This is a genomic window from Bittarella sp. HCP28S3_D9, from assembly GCF_052065655.1.
Lineage (GTDB): Bacteria > Bacillota > Clostridia > Oscillospirales > Ruminococcaceae > Bittarella > Bittarella massiliensis.
The window spans coordinates 1-14,506 of sequence record NZ_JBQHTP010000002.1 but is presented as its reverse complement, the minus strand read 5'-3'; the positions used below and the strand labels follow the sequence as shown (position 1 = coordinate 14,506).

The following is a 14,506-nucleotide window of genomic DNA, read 5'->3' as shown; positions in this document are numbered from 1 at the left end:
CCCGGAAGCCCGCTTCGGCGGGGCTTTCCGTCGCCGGCGACGGGGCTTCGGGAGGGGGGCCTCCGGCGGTGGAAACGCAGGCTTTTCGGGGATCCCTTTAGGGCGGCGAGGAGGGGGACCGCCCCTTTTTTGCCCTCGCCAGATGGCGGTTGGCCTGGCGCTGAGAGCTCAGGGCGACGGAGTGGGGTCCCGGGGTCAGCTTCCTGCTGGTGGCGGGAGTGTAGCTGGGCAGCGGCCTGCCCGCCTCGCGGGTGCAGGGGATGGCTGGGTCTGGAGCCGGGGGTGCCCAAGGGGGCGGGGTGGGGCTTTGGAGTCGGCACGCTGCTGATGGCGTGCTGGCCGTTGGGGGCATCGCCGGGTGGCAGTCTGTCTACCCCATGTACCCATGGGGTAGACAGACTGCCACCCGGCTTGGAGGGAAGAGAAAAGAGATCCGGGTACGCCTTTGGCGTTCCCGGATCTCTCGCATTTTAAAAGGGGAAGGGGATCAGCCCCTTGCCAGGATGTTTTTGAGCATGGCGGCAAACTTCTCCCGGTCGGCGTGGAAGGCGAAGAAGCAGTTGGGCTCCTCCTTGTCGACGCGGGCCCGCAGATCTAGGCAGGTCTGGCCGTCGGCGTACCCGCCGGAGATGTCCACGTGGCAGCAGACCGGGCGGACGTCGGTGAGGACGGTGGGGTCCAGCAGGGCGCAGACGGCCAGGGCATCGTGGATGGGGGCGCCCTGGTAGGCCTTCATGTCGGCGTCCATCGAGTAGCCCTTGGTCCGCTGTTCGATGAGGGTGGCCACCGCGTCGGCTGCTTTGTTGCCCAGGGCGCGCAGGTCGGCGGCGTCCTCCACCGTGAGGTAGCACTCGTGGGTGGCGTCCAGGGGGACCAGGGTCACCTTGCAGCCGGACTGGAGCACCACCTCCAGCGATTCGGGGTCGACCCAGACGTTGTACTCGGCCATGGGGGTGGTGTTGTTGATCAGGTAGCCGCCGCCCATGATCATGATCTCCTCGATGTGCTCGACGATGCGGGGGTCGGCGCGGATGGCCATGCCGATGTTGGTCAGGGGGCCGACGGGGATGAGGGTGATCTTCTCCTCGGCGTGCAGCAGGGTGTCGATGAGCCAGGTGACGGCGGGCTCCGGCTCCTCCTTCAAGTCGGTCTCGGGCAGGGGCAGGTGGTCGCCGTGGACCAGGGAGCGCACCCCGGTCATCTCCCCCTCCCGGTGGGGGATGCCGGGCTTGCGCCCGGGGGTGAGGGTGGCCACCATGGGGTACTCGCAGCCCCGGTAGACCGGCACGTCGGAGCCCATGAGGGCCTTGACCCGCAGGGTGTTGTCGGTGGTGAGGCGGACCTCCCGGTTGCCGTTGACCGAGCAGATGCCGATGACCTCCAGCTCGGGGGCCAGCAGGGCGGTGATGATGGCGACGGCGTCGTCGGTGCCGGTGTCCACATCTAAAATCACTTTTCTGGGCATGGTGTTGTCTCCTCCTCTATCTCGCCTGGCCCGGCGTCTAGCGGTCGGCCAGCTTTAAGATGTCGATGACCATGGAGCGGAACTTCTCCCGGTCGGCGTGCATGGCGAAGCGGCAGTTGGGCGCCTCCTTGTTGGTGCGCATCCGCCGGTCCAGGCAGGTCTGGCCGTCGGCGTACCCGGCGGCGATGTCCACGTGGCAATTGACCTCCTCCACCTCGGTGAGGACGGTGGGGTCCAGCAGGGCGCAGACGGCCAGGGCGTCGTGTACCGGCGCGCCGGAGTACTCCTTCATGTCCACGTCGTTGGAGTAGCCCCTGGTGCGCTTTTCGATGATGGCGGCCACCGCGTCGGCGGTCTTGGTGCCCAGCTTGCGGATCTCGGCGGCGTCCTCGGTGGTGAGGTAGCACTCGTGGGTGGCGTCCAGGGGCACCCAGGTGATCTTGCAGCCCGACTGCATCACGATCTCGGCCGCCTCGGGGTCGACCCAGACGTTGTACTCGGACACGGCGGAGGAGTTGTTGGTGAGGAAGCCCCCGCCCATGATCATGATCTCCTCGATGTTCTCGGCGATCTCCGGGGCCACCCGCAGGGCCATGCCGATATTGGTCAGGGGGCCGACGGGGATGAGGGTGATCTTCTCTTTGGCGTTTTTCAGGGCGTGCACCAGGTAGCTGACCGCGCACTCCTCCTGCTCCTTGAGGTCGGTCTCGGGGATCTCCAGGTGGTCGCCGTGCACCAGGGCCTCGACGCCGGTCATCATCCCCTCCCGCCAGGGGATGTTGGGCTTGCGCCCCGGTTTGAGGGTGGAGACCATGGGGTACTCGCAGCCCCGGTAGACCGGCACCTCGCCCCGGCCCAGCAAGTCGAGCACCCGCAGGGTGTTGTCGGTGGTGAGGCGGACCTCCCGGTTGCCGTTGACCGAGCAGATGCCGATGACCTCCAGCTCGGGGGCCAACAGGGCCAGCATGATGGCCACCGCGTCGTCCGCGCCGGTGTCCACGTCGAGAATGACTTTCCGCTTGTCCATAGAACCTTCCTCCTGTCGCTGTTGTGGAGGGGGTTTCCCTCCTGTTTACCCCAAGTATAGGCGCTCTCCCCCTCCGGGGGAAGGACAATTGCCCTAAGAAATAGACAAACATTGCAGTTATTCTTGCGCGATTTAACGAAAGAGGCGGGCAGTTTGCCGCCTTGGGGGGAGGCGCCGGGTGAGGGAGAGCGGCGGCTTGAGGGAAGGGGGGGACGGCGCTCCCCTTGGCGGGAGGGCGTCGGAGAGGGGAGACTTCTCCGCCCCGGCCAGGGGGAGCGAGAAAGAGGGGAATTTGAGGGGAGAGGGCGGTGCTGCACCCCTGGAGAGGGATGGCGAAGGAGAGGGTGTTTCGGGCGCGGAAGGGGCGGGGGAGGGGAGCGCCGCCTTGCCAAAATACCGGCAGCAGGCGGGGGTTGCCGGCTTGGCAGGGCAGGGAGGGGGCCGAGAAGGGCGGGTGGCGGGTTTTGGGCGCTTGAGAAAGGGGGCGAAGGAGAGGGGAGGGGGAGAAGCAGAAGAGAAAGGCAAAAGGGGCGCAAAAAAGAGAGCCGGCCCGGGCGCTGCCCGGGAACCGGCTCTCTGGTGGGTCCTATCCTGTTGGCGGGCGTTTGCCCGGATGGGGTCTACTGGCCCTCTTCCCCTTCAAAGAGGTCGATGGGGGACTCGGCCTTGAACTTGTTGACGGCGGCGGTGGCCTTGTTGATGGGCTGCAGGGTGCCGGGGCCGGCGACACAGCCGCCGACACAGGCCATCCCCTCCATCAGGTAGCCCTCGCGCTTGCCGGCCTTGGCGATGGCCAGCATCTTTTTGCAGTTGGCCAGGCCCTCGGCCCGGTCCATCTTGACCTCCACCTCGGGGTAGAGTTTGTGCACCCCGCTGGCGATGGCCCCGGCGACCCCGCCGGAGACGGCGTAGCCCCGCCCCTCGGGGGCGGCGTCGGCGAAGGGCTCGCCCTCGATCTCGCCGAAGTCCACGTCCTTGGCGGCGAACATCCCCATCAGCTCTTCAAAGGTGATGACGTAGTCCACGTCGCTGCGGATGGTGCGGCGCATGGCCTCCAGCTTTTTGGCGGAGCAGGGGCCGATGAAGGCCACCTTGTGGTCCGGGTGGGTCTTTTTGACGTGGCGGGCGGTTTCCACCATGGGGGTGTAGGCCTGGGACAGGTACTGGGAGATCTCGGGGAACTCGTTTTTGGCCATGACCGACCAGGCCGGGCAGCAGGAGGTGGCCAGGAACCGGGCCTCCCCGGTGGCCACGTGCTTGGCGTAGTGGTGCACCTCTTCCACGGTGCCCCGGTCGGCGCCCCAGCCCACCTCCACCACGTCGGCAAAGCCGATGAGTTTGAGGGCGGCCTTCACCTTGTCGGGGGTGGCGGCCGGACCGAACTGGCCCACAAAGGAGGGGGCCACCTCGGCCACCACCGGCACCCCCTCTTTGAGGGCGGTGGCCAGCTGGAAGAGCTGGGACTTGTCGGTGATGGCGCCGAAGGGGCAGGAGACGATGCACTGGCCGCAGGCCACGCACTTGTCGTAGTCGATCTTGGCGCGGCCCAGGTGGTCGCTGCCGATGGCCTTTACCCCGCAGGCGGCGGCGCAGGGGCGGTCGTACTTGACGATGGCGCTGTACGGGCAGACCTCTTTGCAGCGGCCGCACTTGAGGCACTTGTCCTGGTCGATGACCGTCCCCTCGGCGGTGAACTGGATGGCCGACACCGGGCAGACCGACACGCAGGGGTGGGCCAGGCAGTGGCGGCAGTTGTCGGTGACCATGTAGGAGGTCTCAGGGCAGGCGTTGCAGGCAAAGGGGATGACGTTGATCAGCGGCAGCTCGTAGGCCTGGTTGATGAGCATGTCGTCGCTGAGGCCCTTGGAGATGGGGGCGTTGTCGTTGATGTCGCGCAGGGGCAGGCCCATGGCCAGCCGCAGCCGCTCGCCGACGATGGCCCGCTCTTTGAAGACGCTGTCGCGGTATTGGGGAATTTCGCCCGAGATGATCTTGTAGGGCAGCTCCTCTACCTTTTCATGGCTCCACCCCTCAAAGGCGAGCCGGGCGATCTCGGTAAAGATCTGGCGGCGAATTTTGGTGACGGGTGTGTAAACTCCTCTCACGTTGCAATCACTTCCTCACAATCGATAAAATGCGTGTCATGACCTCTTCATTGGTGGCCTTTTCGATCTGCTGGCCGTCCACAAAGACCACCGGACAGACCTGGCTGTGGTCGTGCTCGGTGTGGCAGACCTGGGTCTCCACCTCGATTTTTACCCCGTGGCGCATCTCGTACTTGAGCTTTTTCAGGCTCTCCACCGACTCAATGATGTCCATGGCGCCATTCATGATGCACTGGGTGCAAACGCAGACGACCACACGGATGGATTTCATCGTTTTCACCTTTGTTCACTCCTGCTCTTATTTGGTTTGCGGGTTGGGCGGCTTGATACCGAATTAACAATCTAACCTATTATACACTGGCCATACCGCCATTTCAATAGCATTTATCGACAGTTTTTCCACCCGATTTTGGCAGGAACGCGGCCTTTTCCCGCCCTGCGCAATCGTGTATAATAGATAAAATAGAGAAGTCATGCCCTCCCCCCTGCCCGGCGGGGCGGCGGGGCCGGCAGTTTGACGCGAGGAGGCGCAGAGAGACGATGGTTACAGTGACAGTCTGTGTGGGCAGTTCCTGCCACATGAAGGGCTCCTACCAGGTCATCAAGACCTTTCAGGAGATCATCAAGGAGCGGGGGCTGGAGGACAAGGTGGCCCTCAAGGCCTCGTTTTGCATGGGGCGCTGTTTGGACGGCATCTCCATGCAGGTGGACGACGAGCCCATCTCCCATGTGGGGTTTGCCAACGCCAGCGACATTTTTTACCAGTACGTACTGCCCAAGGTAGAGGAGGAATAAAACGGTGAGCAGCATCATCAAACTCAACGAGGGAAACTGCCAAAACTGCTACAAGTGCATCCGGCACTGCCCCATCAAGGCCATCTCCTTTTCGGGCGGGAAGGTGCAGATCATCGAGGACGAGTGCGTCCTCTGCGGCACCTGCGTGGACGTCTGCCCGCAAAACGCCCGCTTCACCACCGACCACCGGCCCAAGGTGCTGGAGCTGCTGAAGGGGCCCGACCCGGTCTACGTGACCCTGGCCCCCTCTTACAAGAGCTACTTCACCGACCTCACCTTTGAGCAGCTCTCGGCCGCCCTCAAGGCCGTGGGCTTTGCCGGGGTGGAGGAGACCGCCGTGGGCGCCTACGAGACCTCCCGCGCCTACGCCCAGCTGATGGCCGCCGGCGAGATGGAGAACATCATCGCCACGGCCTGCCCCTCGGTGGTGATGATGGTCGAGCGCCACTACCCGGCCATCGCCCAGTGGCTGGCCCCGGTCTACTCCCCCATGATGGCCCACGCCAAGATGATGAAGGCGAAATACGGCCAGAACATCCACGTGGTCTTCATCGGCCCCTGCCTGGCCAAGAAGGAGGAGGCCATGGACCCCCTGGCCGGGGGGGACGTGGACTACGCCCTGAGCTTCAACGCCCTGCGCGCCCTCATCGAGGGGGCCCCCCAGGGGGAGGCCGACGGGGAGGCGGTGGGCACCGCCCACCCGGTCAGCCGCCTCTACCCCAAGCCCAGCGGCATCCTCAAGAGCATCGAGCCGGAGAGCTACGGCCACTACCGCAAGGTCTGCGTCGACGGGGTGGAAAACTGCATGGAGCTCTTCTCCTGGCTGGAGAGCGAGCGCCCCACCGGCCTCTTCATCGAGGCCAACATGTGCGCCGGGGCCTGCCTGGGCGGCCCGGTGATGCGCCGGGCGGGGATCTCCAGCTTCCGCGGGCGGATGGAGATCGACGACCAGCCCAAGCCCCGGGACGCCCGGCCCGCCCCCTCGGCCGCCTGTGAACTGGATCACCTGCGGCTCTTCCGGGGGGCCCCCAAAGCCGAGCCCATCCCTACCGAGGAGGAGATCCGCGCCATCCTCGCCCAGATCGGCAAGACCAGTCCCGAGCAGGAGCTCAACTGCGGCGGCTGCGGCTACGAGACCTGCCGGGACAAGGCCATTGCCGTCTACCGGGGGAAGGCCGACGTCAACATGTGCCTGCCCTACCTGCGGGAGAAGGCGGAGAACATCTCCTCCACTGTCATTCAGCACTCCCCCAACGGCACCATCGCCCTGACCGAGGAGCTGGAGGTGCTGGACCTGAACCCCGCCGCCGAGGAGATGATGGGGCTGCGCCGGGAGAGCGCCGTCGGCCAGATCATCCCCGAGTTTTTCGGCGACGACACCTTTGACCGCGCCAGGGAGAGCGGCCGCCCGGCCATGAAGAACGAAGTGGTGGTGGGCGAGGGCGTCAGCGTGGAGGAGACGGTGATCTACATCCGCGAGAACCGGATGTTCATCGTCTTCATGAAGGACATGACCGCCGAGAACGAGAACAAGAAAAAGCTGGAGGCCCTGCGGATGCACACCGTGGACACCGCCCAGAAGGTCATTGACAAGCAGATGCGGGTGGCCCAGGAGATCGCCTCCCTGCTGGGGGAGACCACCGCCGAGACCAAGGTGGCCCTCACCAGCCTGAAAAAGAGCATGGAACAGGGGGAGGACGGTGCCCTATGAAATTCTTTGCCGACGCCGCCTATGAGAGCATCAACCACTACGGCGAGGAGCTGTGCGGCGACAAGGTGGAGTTCATCCGCGACCAGGGGGGCGGCTTCTACGCCGTGCTGGCCGACGGATTGGGCAGCGGGGTCAAGGCCAACATCCTCTCCACCCTCACCAGCAAGATCATCGCCACCATGATGGCCGAGGGGGCCAAGCTCACCGAGTGCGTCGAGACCATCGCCTCCACCCTGCCCAAGTGCTCTGAGCGGGGGCTGGCCTACTCCACCTTCACCATCGTCAAGGTCAAGCCCGACGGCTGGATCTACACCGCCGAGTTTGACAACCCCCTCATCATCTACTTTCGCGACGGCAAGTTGATGGAGCTGGAGCGGGAGGTGGTGGAGATCGACGGGAAGATCATCTACACCTCCTCCTTTCAGGCCCAGGTGGACGACATGCTGGTGATGTTTTCCGACGGGGTGGTCCACGCCGGGGTCGGCTCCCTGCTGGATCTGGGCTGGCAGTACGACAACATCGTCAAGTACGCCGAGGAGGCCATGGAGAAGGACATCTCCCCCCGGGTGATGGCCAAGAAGATGGTCTCCACCGTCAACACCCTGTACATGAACAAGCCGGGGGACGACTCCACCGTCTGCGCCATCCGCTTTCGGGAGGGGCGGGCGGTCACCGTGATGGTGGGCCCCCCCGCCAAGAAGGAGCTGGACGCCACGGTGGTCAACCGGCTGATGTACTCCAAGGGGCTGAAGGTGGTCTGCGGCGGCACCACCTCGCAGATCGTCAGCCGGGTCACCGGGCGGGAGCTGAAGGTACTGCTGGACTACGACAACCCGGCCCTGCCGCCCACCGCCCTCCTCCCCGGGGTCGACCTGGTGACCGAGGGGGTGCTCACCCTGCGCAAGGCGCTGGAGAACATCCGCGAACTCAACGAGACCGGGGGGGAGCACGAGCTGATCAACTACAAGAAAAAAGACGGCGCCACCAAGCTGACGAGGGTGCTGATGGAGGAGTCCACCGAGGTGCACTTTCTGGTGGGGCAGGCCCTCAACGAGGCGCACCAGAACCCGGGGATGCCCGTCTCCCTGGGGCTGAAATTCAGCCTGATCGGCGAGCTGGCGGAGGAGCTCCGCAAGACCGGCAAGCGGGTCACCATCGAGTATTTTTGACCGCCGAGATGGGGGGCGGCAGGGGCGATCGGGCCTCTGCCGCCCCCCTTTTTTGGTGGCTTTTGCGCCCAAGATCCCCGGTTTTGCCGGGGGAGTCGGATGCGGGGCCTCCCGAGAGAAGGGGGGCCGAGGGGACAAACAGGAGGGGACCCTTTGGGCGACAGATGGCGCGAGATGGCGCCCTAAACGGCTGGTCCGCTGGCGGTGGGGCAAGTGCGATGAAGGGGTCGACGCCCCTTGGGGGGATGCGCCGGCGCTGCTCTTTTGGGGGCCGGTGCGGGCCGCCCCTCCCACGGCGGTTGCGCCGGTCTGGTCGGCGGGAGCTGGAAAAGGATAGCAATCTGACAAAGTACATTGACAGACACAGTACTGTGCTGTATGATGGGGACAGGAGGTGAGCTTGTGGGCGAGAACAAATTGACATCCGACCTGCTGCGGGGCCACACCGACACCGTGATTTTGCGGCTCCTCACCGAGGGCGACCGCTACGGCTACGAGATGATCAAGCAGATCGGCGAGCGGTCAGGCGGACAGTACCAGCTCAAAGAGGCCACCCTGTACTCCAGCCTCCGCCGGTTGGAGGCGGACGGCGACATCACCTGGTACTGGGGGGACGAGAGCCGCGGCGGGCGCCGCAAATACTTTCAAATCACCGAGAAGGGCAGGGAGACCTATGCCCGCAACAAGGGCAATTGGGAATACGCCAAGCGCGTTTTGGAAAACCTGCTTTAAAGAGAAAAGGAGAGTGGCGATATGAAGGAAAAAATCAGCGCCTATATAGACGGTCTCTTCGCCCCCTACACCGGGGCGGAGAGCGCCCAGGAGCTCAAGAGCGACCTCCTGGCCGATTTGGACGAGCGATTTGACGAGCTGGTGGCCCAGGGCAAGGACGAGGCCACCGCCCTGGTCGAGACCCTCGACAGCATCGGCGACATCGAGGAGACCCTGGGCGAGATGGCCGCGCTCACCGGCGCCCTGCGGCGGCAGGTGCTGAACCACTTCAGCGCCAGCTCGCTGCGGGACAGCGACTTTTCCGGGCTCGCCCTGCGCGGGGGGAAGTTTGACAGCAGCGACCTCAAGGGGGCTGATTTTTCGGGGGCCGACCTGACCGGCGGCTCCTTTAAGGCCAGCAGCCTGCGGGGGGCCAACTTCGACCGGGCCGACCTCACCGACTGCAACTTCACCGTCCTCGATTTGCGGGAGGCCAGCTTCCGCGGGGCTGTGTTGGTGCGCACCCGCTTTGACAAGTCCGACCTGGGCGGGACGCGGTTTGGGCAGACCCGGCTGGTGGACTGCAGCTTCTCGATGTCCGACCTGCGCGGGGCCGAGTGGGACGGCTGTGTGGTCGAGGGGGGCGACTTTCAGGGCGCCGGCCTGCGGGGGCTCTCCTTTGAGGGGGTCACCTTCCGCGGGGTTTCGCTGGGCCGGGCGGATCTGAAGCGAACCTCCTTCCGGGGGGCGGTCTTGCAAAGCGTCTCCTTTCAGCCGCCCTTTGCCCTGACCAACAAGTACTACACCGCCATCAAGACCATCTGTTTTGACGGCGCGCAGATGGACAAATTGACCTACAACTCCCTGCGGGGGGTGGGGGCAAACCTGACCGGGGCCATCTGCCTGTAAAGGGCGGCGGGCCGTTGCCCGCTCCCCGTTGGGGCCGCGCGCGGGGCGGACTGCCCCCGTGGACTGGAAGGCGTTTGCAGGCGAGGGAGACGGCCTTGCCGAGGGTTGGAGGGCCGGGACCGCCGGGGGACTGCCGCCCTGTGGACGGGCGTCCGGCTGCCCTTGCCGGGGGCGGCCTTTCCAGCGGTTGAACGGGCGGCGCGGGTGGGGTGTTTGACGGCAAAATTGCCGGTTCGCCTGCGGCGGCCGCTTTTTTGTGCGGGCGCGGAGTGGGGGAGGTCGTCCCCGCTCTCTGTGTGCGGGGTGCGCTCGAATTTCACTCCCTGCGGCTGCCGAAAGGGCGGGGTGAAACGGCCCGTTGCGGGAGAAGGCGGAGTGCGACCCGTCCAGGCGCGGTCGACTGGGGGCGGCGGCCCGAGTGGACGGAAGGGCGGCCTGCTGCCGCCTGCAAGAGGGCGGGGACAGAGGTCCCCCCCCCCCCCCCCTTGCGGCCGCGCGACTTGTGCAGCCGTACGGCCCCAACCGACATCTGGGGGTGGGCCGGTGTTCGCTCCCCGGTGGGGCTGCGCGCGGGGCGGAGCGGCTCCAGCCTGGGGCTGCCGGTAGGGGGCAGGTCGCCCCTGCCGGCGGCGGTGGGGAGGTACACGGCAAAAAAAGAGAGCGGGCGCACCCATGCAGGGCGGCGTCCGCTCTCCTCTCTTTTGTCTTCCCGTCTATTTCTTACTGGGCGGCATCCCCGCTGGGGACGCCCTCAAACTCGTCCTGGATGGCGGCTTCGATCTCCTCGAAGGTGGTGCCGAGGGCGGTGGCCAGCTCTTCACAGAGCAGTTCCTCCGCCCGCTTTTGGTACTGTAAGTCCACCTTGCCCGGCTTTTTGCCCTGGGCGAGGGTCTCCTCGCTCTTGGAGCGGATGGAGTAGATCAGCCGCGCCAAGTCCTCGCAGTCGTGGGACTCGAAGAAGCTGTGGTAGTGCTCGGCCAGGGTGCGCTGGTCCCGGTCGGCACAGGGCTCCGCCCGCAGCTGGGGCAGTTTTGCCAACAGGGCCAGCCCCTCCTCCCGGGTGATGATGGGCCGCATGAAGGCCCCGGCATCCACCGGGATGAAGATGGTGCCCGTGCCCCGCACAGGGGAGAGCTCGTAGTAGAGCCGCTCCTTGTCGGACACGGGGATGCCGACCGGCGGGCCCACCTTCTCCACCCGGCAGACGCCGGTGTTCTCGTAAACAACGTACTCCCCAATTTGAAACATGGTCTCTCCTTTTCTCCGAACGGGCCAGGCGAGCCCCCTTCGGGCTGCGCCAAAGCGCGCCCCCCGGCAGCCGGACTGTCGCCCAGGCCGAAACGGCGCGCTTTCCCAACTCTATTTTACCACGTTTCAGCCGCCGATGGTAGCGAAAAAGTGCACATTCTCTGCGGCGGCCCAAAAACAGGGGAAAACGCCTATTCCCCTTCGGGAAAGGAGAGGGTCACCGGGCCGGTGGAGCGGTTGCCCGCCCGGTCGGAGACGGCGAGGGTGTAGCGGCCGCCGGGGGCGGAAAAGACCACCTCGCCCGCCGCCTCGTCCACCCGGAGGAGGGCGAAGGAGGCGCCCCCCTCGCCGGTGAGGGCGGCACTGGACCAGTCCACCCCCGCCCCCTCGTCCGCCAGGGAAAAGACGGCCCGGCCCCCCTCCATCCGGGTGGAGAGGAGGCGGGGGCCCGCCCGGTCGACGGCTTGAACGGAGACCTCCCGCCGGGCCTCCTTTGTCCCGGTGCGGGCGAGGGCGGTGTAGAGGCCGTTTTCTTCCGCCAGGGCCAGGTAGCTGCCATCGGGCTGGCGGCGCGCCGGGGTGGAGCGTCCGTCCGGCCCCACCAGGACCACCTGGTCGGGGGTCGCCCCGGCCACCGAGATGGTGACGGGGCAGGGCTGGGCGCGCCAGCCGGAAGCGGCCGTCGCCCGGGTGATGGTCGGGCCGCCGCTGCGCCCCAGGGCAAAGGCCGCGCCCCCCAGGGCGAGGGCGAGGAGGGCCGCCAGGGGAAGGGGGAGCGCACGCCCCCTTTTGGGGGGCTGCGGGGTGGGGGAGGGGAGTTTTTGCACCGCCCGGCCCACCGCCGGCCCCACCAGGAGGGCGGGGAGGCCCAGCAGCTGCCGCAGCCGCCCCCGCGCCCGGTTGAGGAGCCTCTGGGCGGTGGAGGGGGAGCAGTCCATCGCCTGGGCGATCTCCGCCACGGTGCGGCGCTGGTAGTAGTGCAGCAAGACCGCCTCCCGCTGGCGGGGGTCCAGCTCCTCCAGGGCGGAGAGGAGGGCGCGCACCTCCTCCCTTTCGATGGCGGCCTCCTCGGGCAGGTGGCGGGCGTCGTCGTCGGGCAGGGCGGCCAACGGCTGGGTTTCCGGCGGGGCGGCGTCCAGGGGCACCTGCTTTTGGCGCTGGGCCAGCCGCAGGCAGACCCGGTAGGCCGTGCGGTTGAGATAGGCCACCAGGGCCTTGGGGCTGTCGATCTGCCCCATGTGGCGGTAGAGGGTGAGGTAGGTCTCCTGCACCGCGTCCTCCGCCAGCCCGGCGTCGTGCAGCATGGCGTAGGCCTGTTTCCACTGGATGTCGGCGGTGGCCCGGTAGAGCTGGTCGAAGGCGCGCTCGTCCCCCTCCCGCGCGCGCACCAGGAGCTCCCCCAGCTGCCGGTGGTTGAGTGTGGACATCTGCCTCGCCCCCTTTCGTCAAATTTCGCCATTCATTGTAGCACAGATTTCGGCGGGGCGGGGAAGAAATGTTTGCCAGAAAAAATAATTTCAAAAAGTTTGCAAATGGGTGACAGTGGGGCCGATTTTGCCGCCTCCTATGAGTAAAGAAATCCGTCTGCCGGTCCCCCGGCGGCGGGAAAGGGAGCGAGAAGATGAAAAAGCGGACGCGTTTGGCCGCCCTGGCGCTGGCCATTGCCCTCTGTGTAAACCTGGTCCCGCTGCAGGTCCTGGCAGAGGGGGAGGGAGATCCTTCCGGCGACGACAGCTCCTCAGAGTTTGTGGGGAGCGACACCCTGGAAGAGATATTTGACTATGACAGTGGTAGATTTCCAGGAGGATACGTGAGTGGAAATGATATGTACCTGGCAGATACCAGTTATGCCATACCGCACTGGTCATCGGCGTATTCCAACGACTATGGGGTTATCAGTAGTGTAAACAGTAAAAATATGGTTTCTCTTCGCGCGGATTGGCAGTTTGAAGGGGATTTTTCAATTGAGTATATGGATAAAATGACCTACACCACCCTCAACATAGGGTTGATGTCTGGCTCTACATATTGCTTTTTTGCGCGCGTTGCTCATTTGACATACAATGCTGGAACGCAAATAACATTTTTCCCAACCAATGTCGACCACACCATCTGTGCAACGACTAAGCTTAGCGACAGTCTGCTCAACGGAAAGCAGAGACTTATTGTAAGCTATAAAGCAGCGACCTCAACTCTGACAATCAATTTTGGGGGAACGGAATGCAGCTATCAGACACCCCATAAAAACGAGGAGAAGGCTATCCTTTCCATTATGGGTGTGTGTGGCTGGCCAAAAGCCAACCACAATAGCCTGGACAGGGTCTACAGCGTCGGCGGCACCTTTGTCTCCGCCCGCTACACCCACTACACGCCGCAGTTCGTGAGCACCGAGCTGTTGGACGAAGACGGGAACACCATGAGCGACGAGGAGAAGTTGGCCCTGCAGGACGGGGACGTGGTCACCGTCCGCGCCACGGTGAAGAACACCCACCCCGACGCGGGCAACGAGATCGTCTACGACCACCTGACCCTGGTGCCGGAGGACGACGAAAAGGTCAAGAAGTACCCCACCGCCGGCCTGGACATCCTCACGGGGGATGAGCAGACGGTGACGGTGGACGGGAAGGCGGTGACGAACGCCTCCGGCCAGCCCTACGACGTGTCGGGGGAGGGCATCCCCTTCGGCTGCACGGCGGCGGGGAACGTCATCACCTACAAGGCAAAGATCGACAACCCCGACGGCAAGGCGGTCACGGTGGGCCAGCGGATGAGCGACGACTTCTTCGGCTCCAAGCAGTACTCGGGGGCCGAGCTGATCCCGGCCCAGCCCCTGACCCCGGCCGACCCGGAGGACCCAGAAGGGGAGGCGGGGAAGGACTACCACTACACCCGCACCAGCCCCAATGAGAACGGGTGGAACAACACGGACGTGGCCATCACCTTCTACCCCGGGGACTTCAACCAGTTCTACATCAAGGACCCGGAGGAGGGGACGGTGCACGCCACCCTCACCGGCAAGGGGGAGTCGGTGGTCTACGACAGCAACACCAAGACGCCGGTGGCCCTGCAGGCGGAAAACAGCGAGAACGGGGCCAAGTCGGTGCGAAACGACGACGTCATCAAGGTGGACAAGGACGCCCCGACCCTGACCCTGGATGAAGGGGACCAGGCGGTGACCTTGACGGACGGCCTCTCCGGCATCTGGAAGTTGGAGCGGTACGACGCCGCATCCGAGAAGTGGGTGGCGGCCGAGATCTTCGCCCTGCCCACCGAGGGGGCGGAGAAGGGCAACGGCAAGGCCAGCGAGAGGGTCTCCGTCGACCAAAACGGGCTCTACCGGGCGGTGGACGCGGCGGGGAACGCGGG

General features: G+C 65.4%; 12 protein-coding genes. 6 read left to right on the top strand and 6 right to left on the bottom strand.

Annotation, left to right across the window (positions count from 1 at the left end):
* Nucleotides 1-487: 487 nt before the first annotated feature.
* The 4 genes from ACTNAU_RS01490 to ACTNAU_RS01475 form a co-directional block, all read right to left on the bottom strand.
* Nucleotides 488-1,465 (bottom strand): nucleoside hydrolase, encoded by a 978-nt coding sequence (locus ACTNAU_RS01490; RefSeq protein ID WP_441097319.1) that lies wholly within the window; start codon nucleotides 1,463-1,465, stop codon nucleotides 488-490.
* A gap of 37 nt (nucleotides 1,466-1,502) precedes the next feature.
* Entirely contained in the window at nucleotides 1,503-2,492 is a 990-nt protein-coding gene (locus ACTNAU_RS01485) for a nucleoside hydrolase (protein ID WP_256135062.1), read from the bottom strand.
* Between the two features lie 620 nt (nucleotides 2,493-3,112).
* Nucleotides 3,113-4,597, bottom strand: coding sequence for a 4Fe-4S dicluster domain-containing protein (locus tag ACTNAU_RS01480; RefSeq protein ID WP_185916236.1), 1,485 nt, complete (start codon nucleotides 4,595-4,597; stop codon nucleotides 3,113-3,115).
* 7 nt (nucleotides 4,598-4,604) lie between these two features.
* Nucleotides 4,605-4,877 (bottom strand): hypothetical protein, encoded by a 273-nt coding sequence (locus ACTNAU_RS01475; RefSeq protein WP_143161616.1) that lies wholly within the window; start codon nucleotides 4,875-4,877, stop codon nucleotides 4,605-4,607.
* A gap of 260 nt (nucleotides 4,878-5,137) precedes the next feature.
* Between ACTNAU_RS01475 and ACTNAU_RS01470 the strand changes: the two genes are divergently transcribed.
* The 5 genes from ACTNAU_RS01470 (at nucleotide 5,138) to ACTNAU_RS01450 (ending at nucleotide 9,892) form a co-directional block, all read left to right on the top strand.
* Complete coding sequence (locus ACTNAU_RS01470) at nucleotides 5,138-5,392, top strand: (2Fe-2S) ferredoxin domain-containing protein (RefSeq protein WP_044991830.1); 255 nt, start codon at nucleotides 5,138-5,140, stop codon at nucleotides 5,390-5,392.
* A 4-nt stretch (nucleotides 5,393-5,396) separates the two neighbouring features.
* The gene (locus ACTNAU_RS01465; RefSeq protein ID WP_441097318.1) at nucleotides 5,397-7,103 is read left to right on the top strand and encodes a [Fe-Fe] hydrogenase large subunit C-terminal domain-containing protein; all 1,707 of its coding nucleotides are present in this window, start codon (nucleotides 5,397-5,399) and stop codon (nucleotides 7,101-7,103) included.
* Nucleotides 7,100-8,272, top strand: a complete 1,173-nt coding sequence (locus tag ACTNAU_RS01460) for a SpoIIE family protein phosphatase (RefSeq protein WP_021658153.1) — start codon at nucleotides 7,100-7,102, stop codon at nucleotides 8,270-8,272. The genes ACTNAU_RS01465 and ACTNAU_RS01460 overlap by 4 nt, the downstream gene beginning before the upstream one ends.
* 402 nt (nucleotides 8,273-8,674) lie before the next feature.
* Complete coding sequence (locus tag ACTNAU_RS01455; protein WP_185916233.1) at nucleotides 8,675-9,004, top strand: PadR family transcriptional regulator; 330 nt, start codon at nucleotides 8,675-8,677, stop codon at nucleotides 9,002-9,004.
* A gap of 21 nt (nucleotides 9,005-9,025) precedes the next feature.
* A complete protein-coding gene (locus tag ACTNAU_RS01450) occupies nucleotides 9,026-9,892 on the top strand; it encodes a pentapeptide repeat-containing protein (RefSeq protein WP_256135060.1) in 867 nt (288 codons plus the stop codon).
* Nucleotides 9,893-10,612: 720 nt separating this feature from the next.
* Here the strand turns inward: ACTNAU_RS01450 and ACTNAU_RS01445 are convergent.
* Nucleotides 10,613-11,140 carry a CarD family transcriptional regulator gene (locus ACTNAU_RS01445; RefSeq protein ID WP_216401859.1) on the bottom strand — a complete coding sequence of 176 codons (528 nt, stop codon included), beginning with the start codon at nucleotides 11,138-11,140 and terminating at the stop codon, nucleotides 10,613-10,615.
* Nucleotides 11,141-11,331: 191 nt separating this feature from the next.
* Nucleotides 11,332-12,567, bottom strand: a complete 1,236-nt coding sequence (locus tag ACTNAU_RS01440) for an RNA polymerase sigma factor (protein WP_441097317.1) — start codon at nucleotides 12,565-12,567, stop codon at nucleotides 11,332-11,334.
* Nucleotides 12,568-13,412: 845 nt separating this feature from the next.
* Here ACTNAU_RS01440 and ACTNAU_RS01435 point away from each other — a divergent pair.
* Nucleotides 13,413-14,506 (top strand): hypothetical protein (locus ACTNAU_RS01435; RefSeq protein ID WP_441097316.1); only part of this gene is annotated, 1,094 nt, incomplete at its 3' end.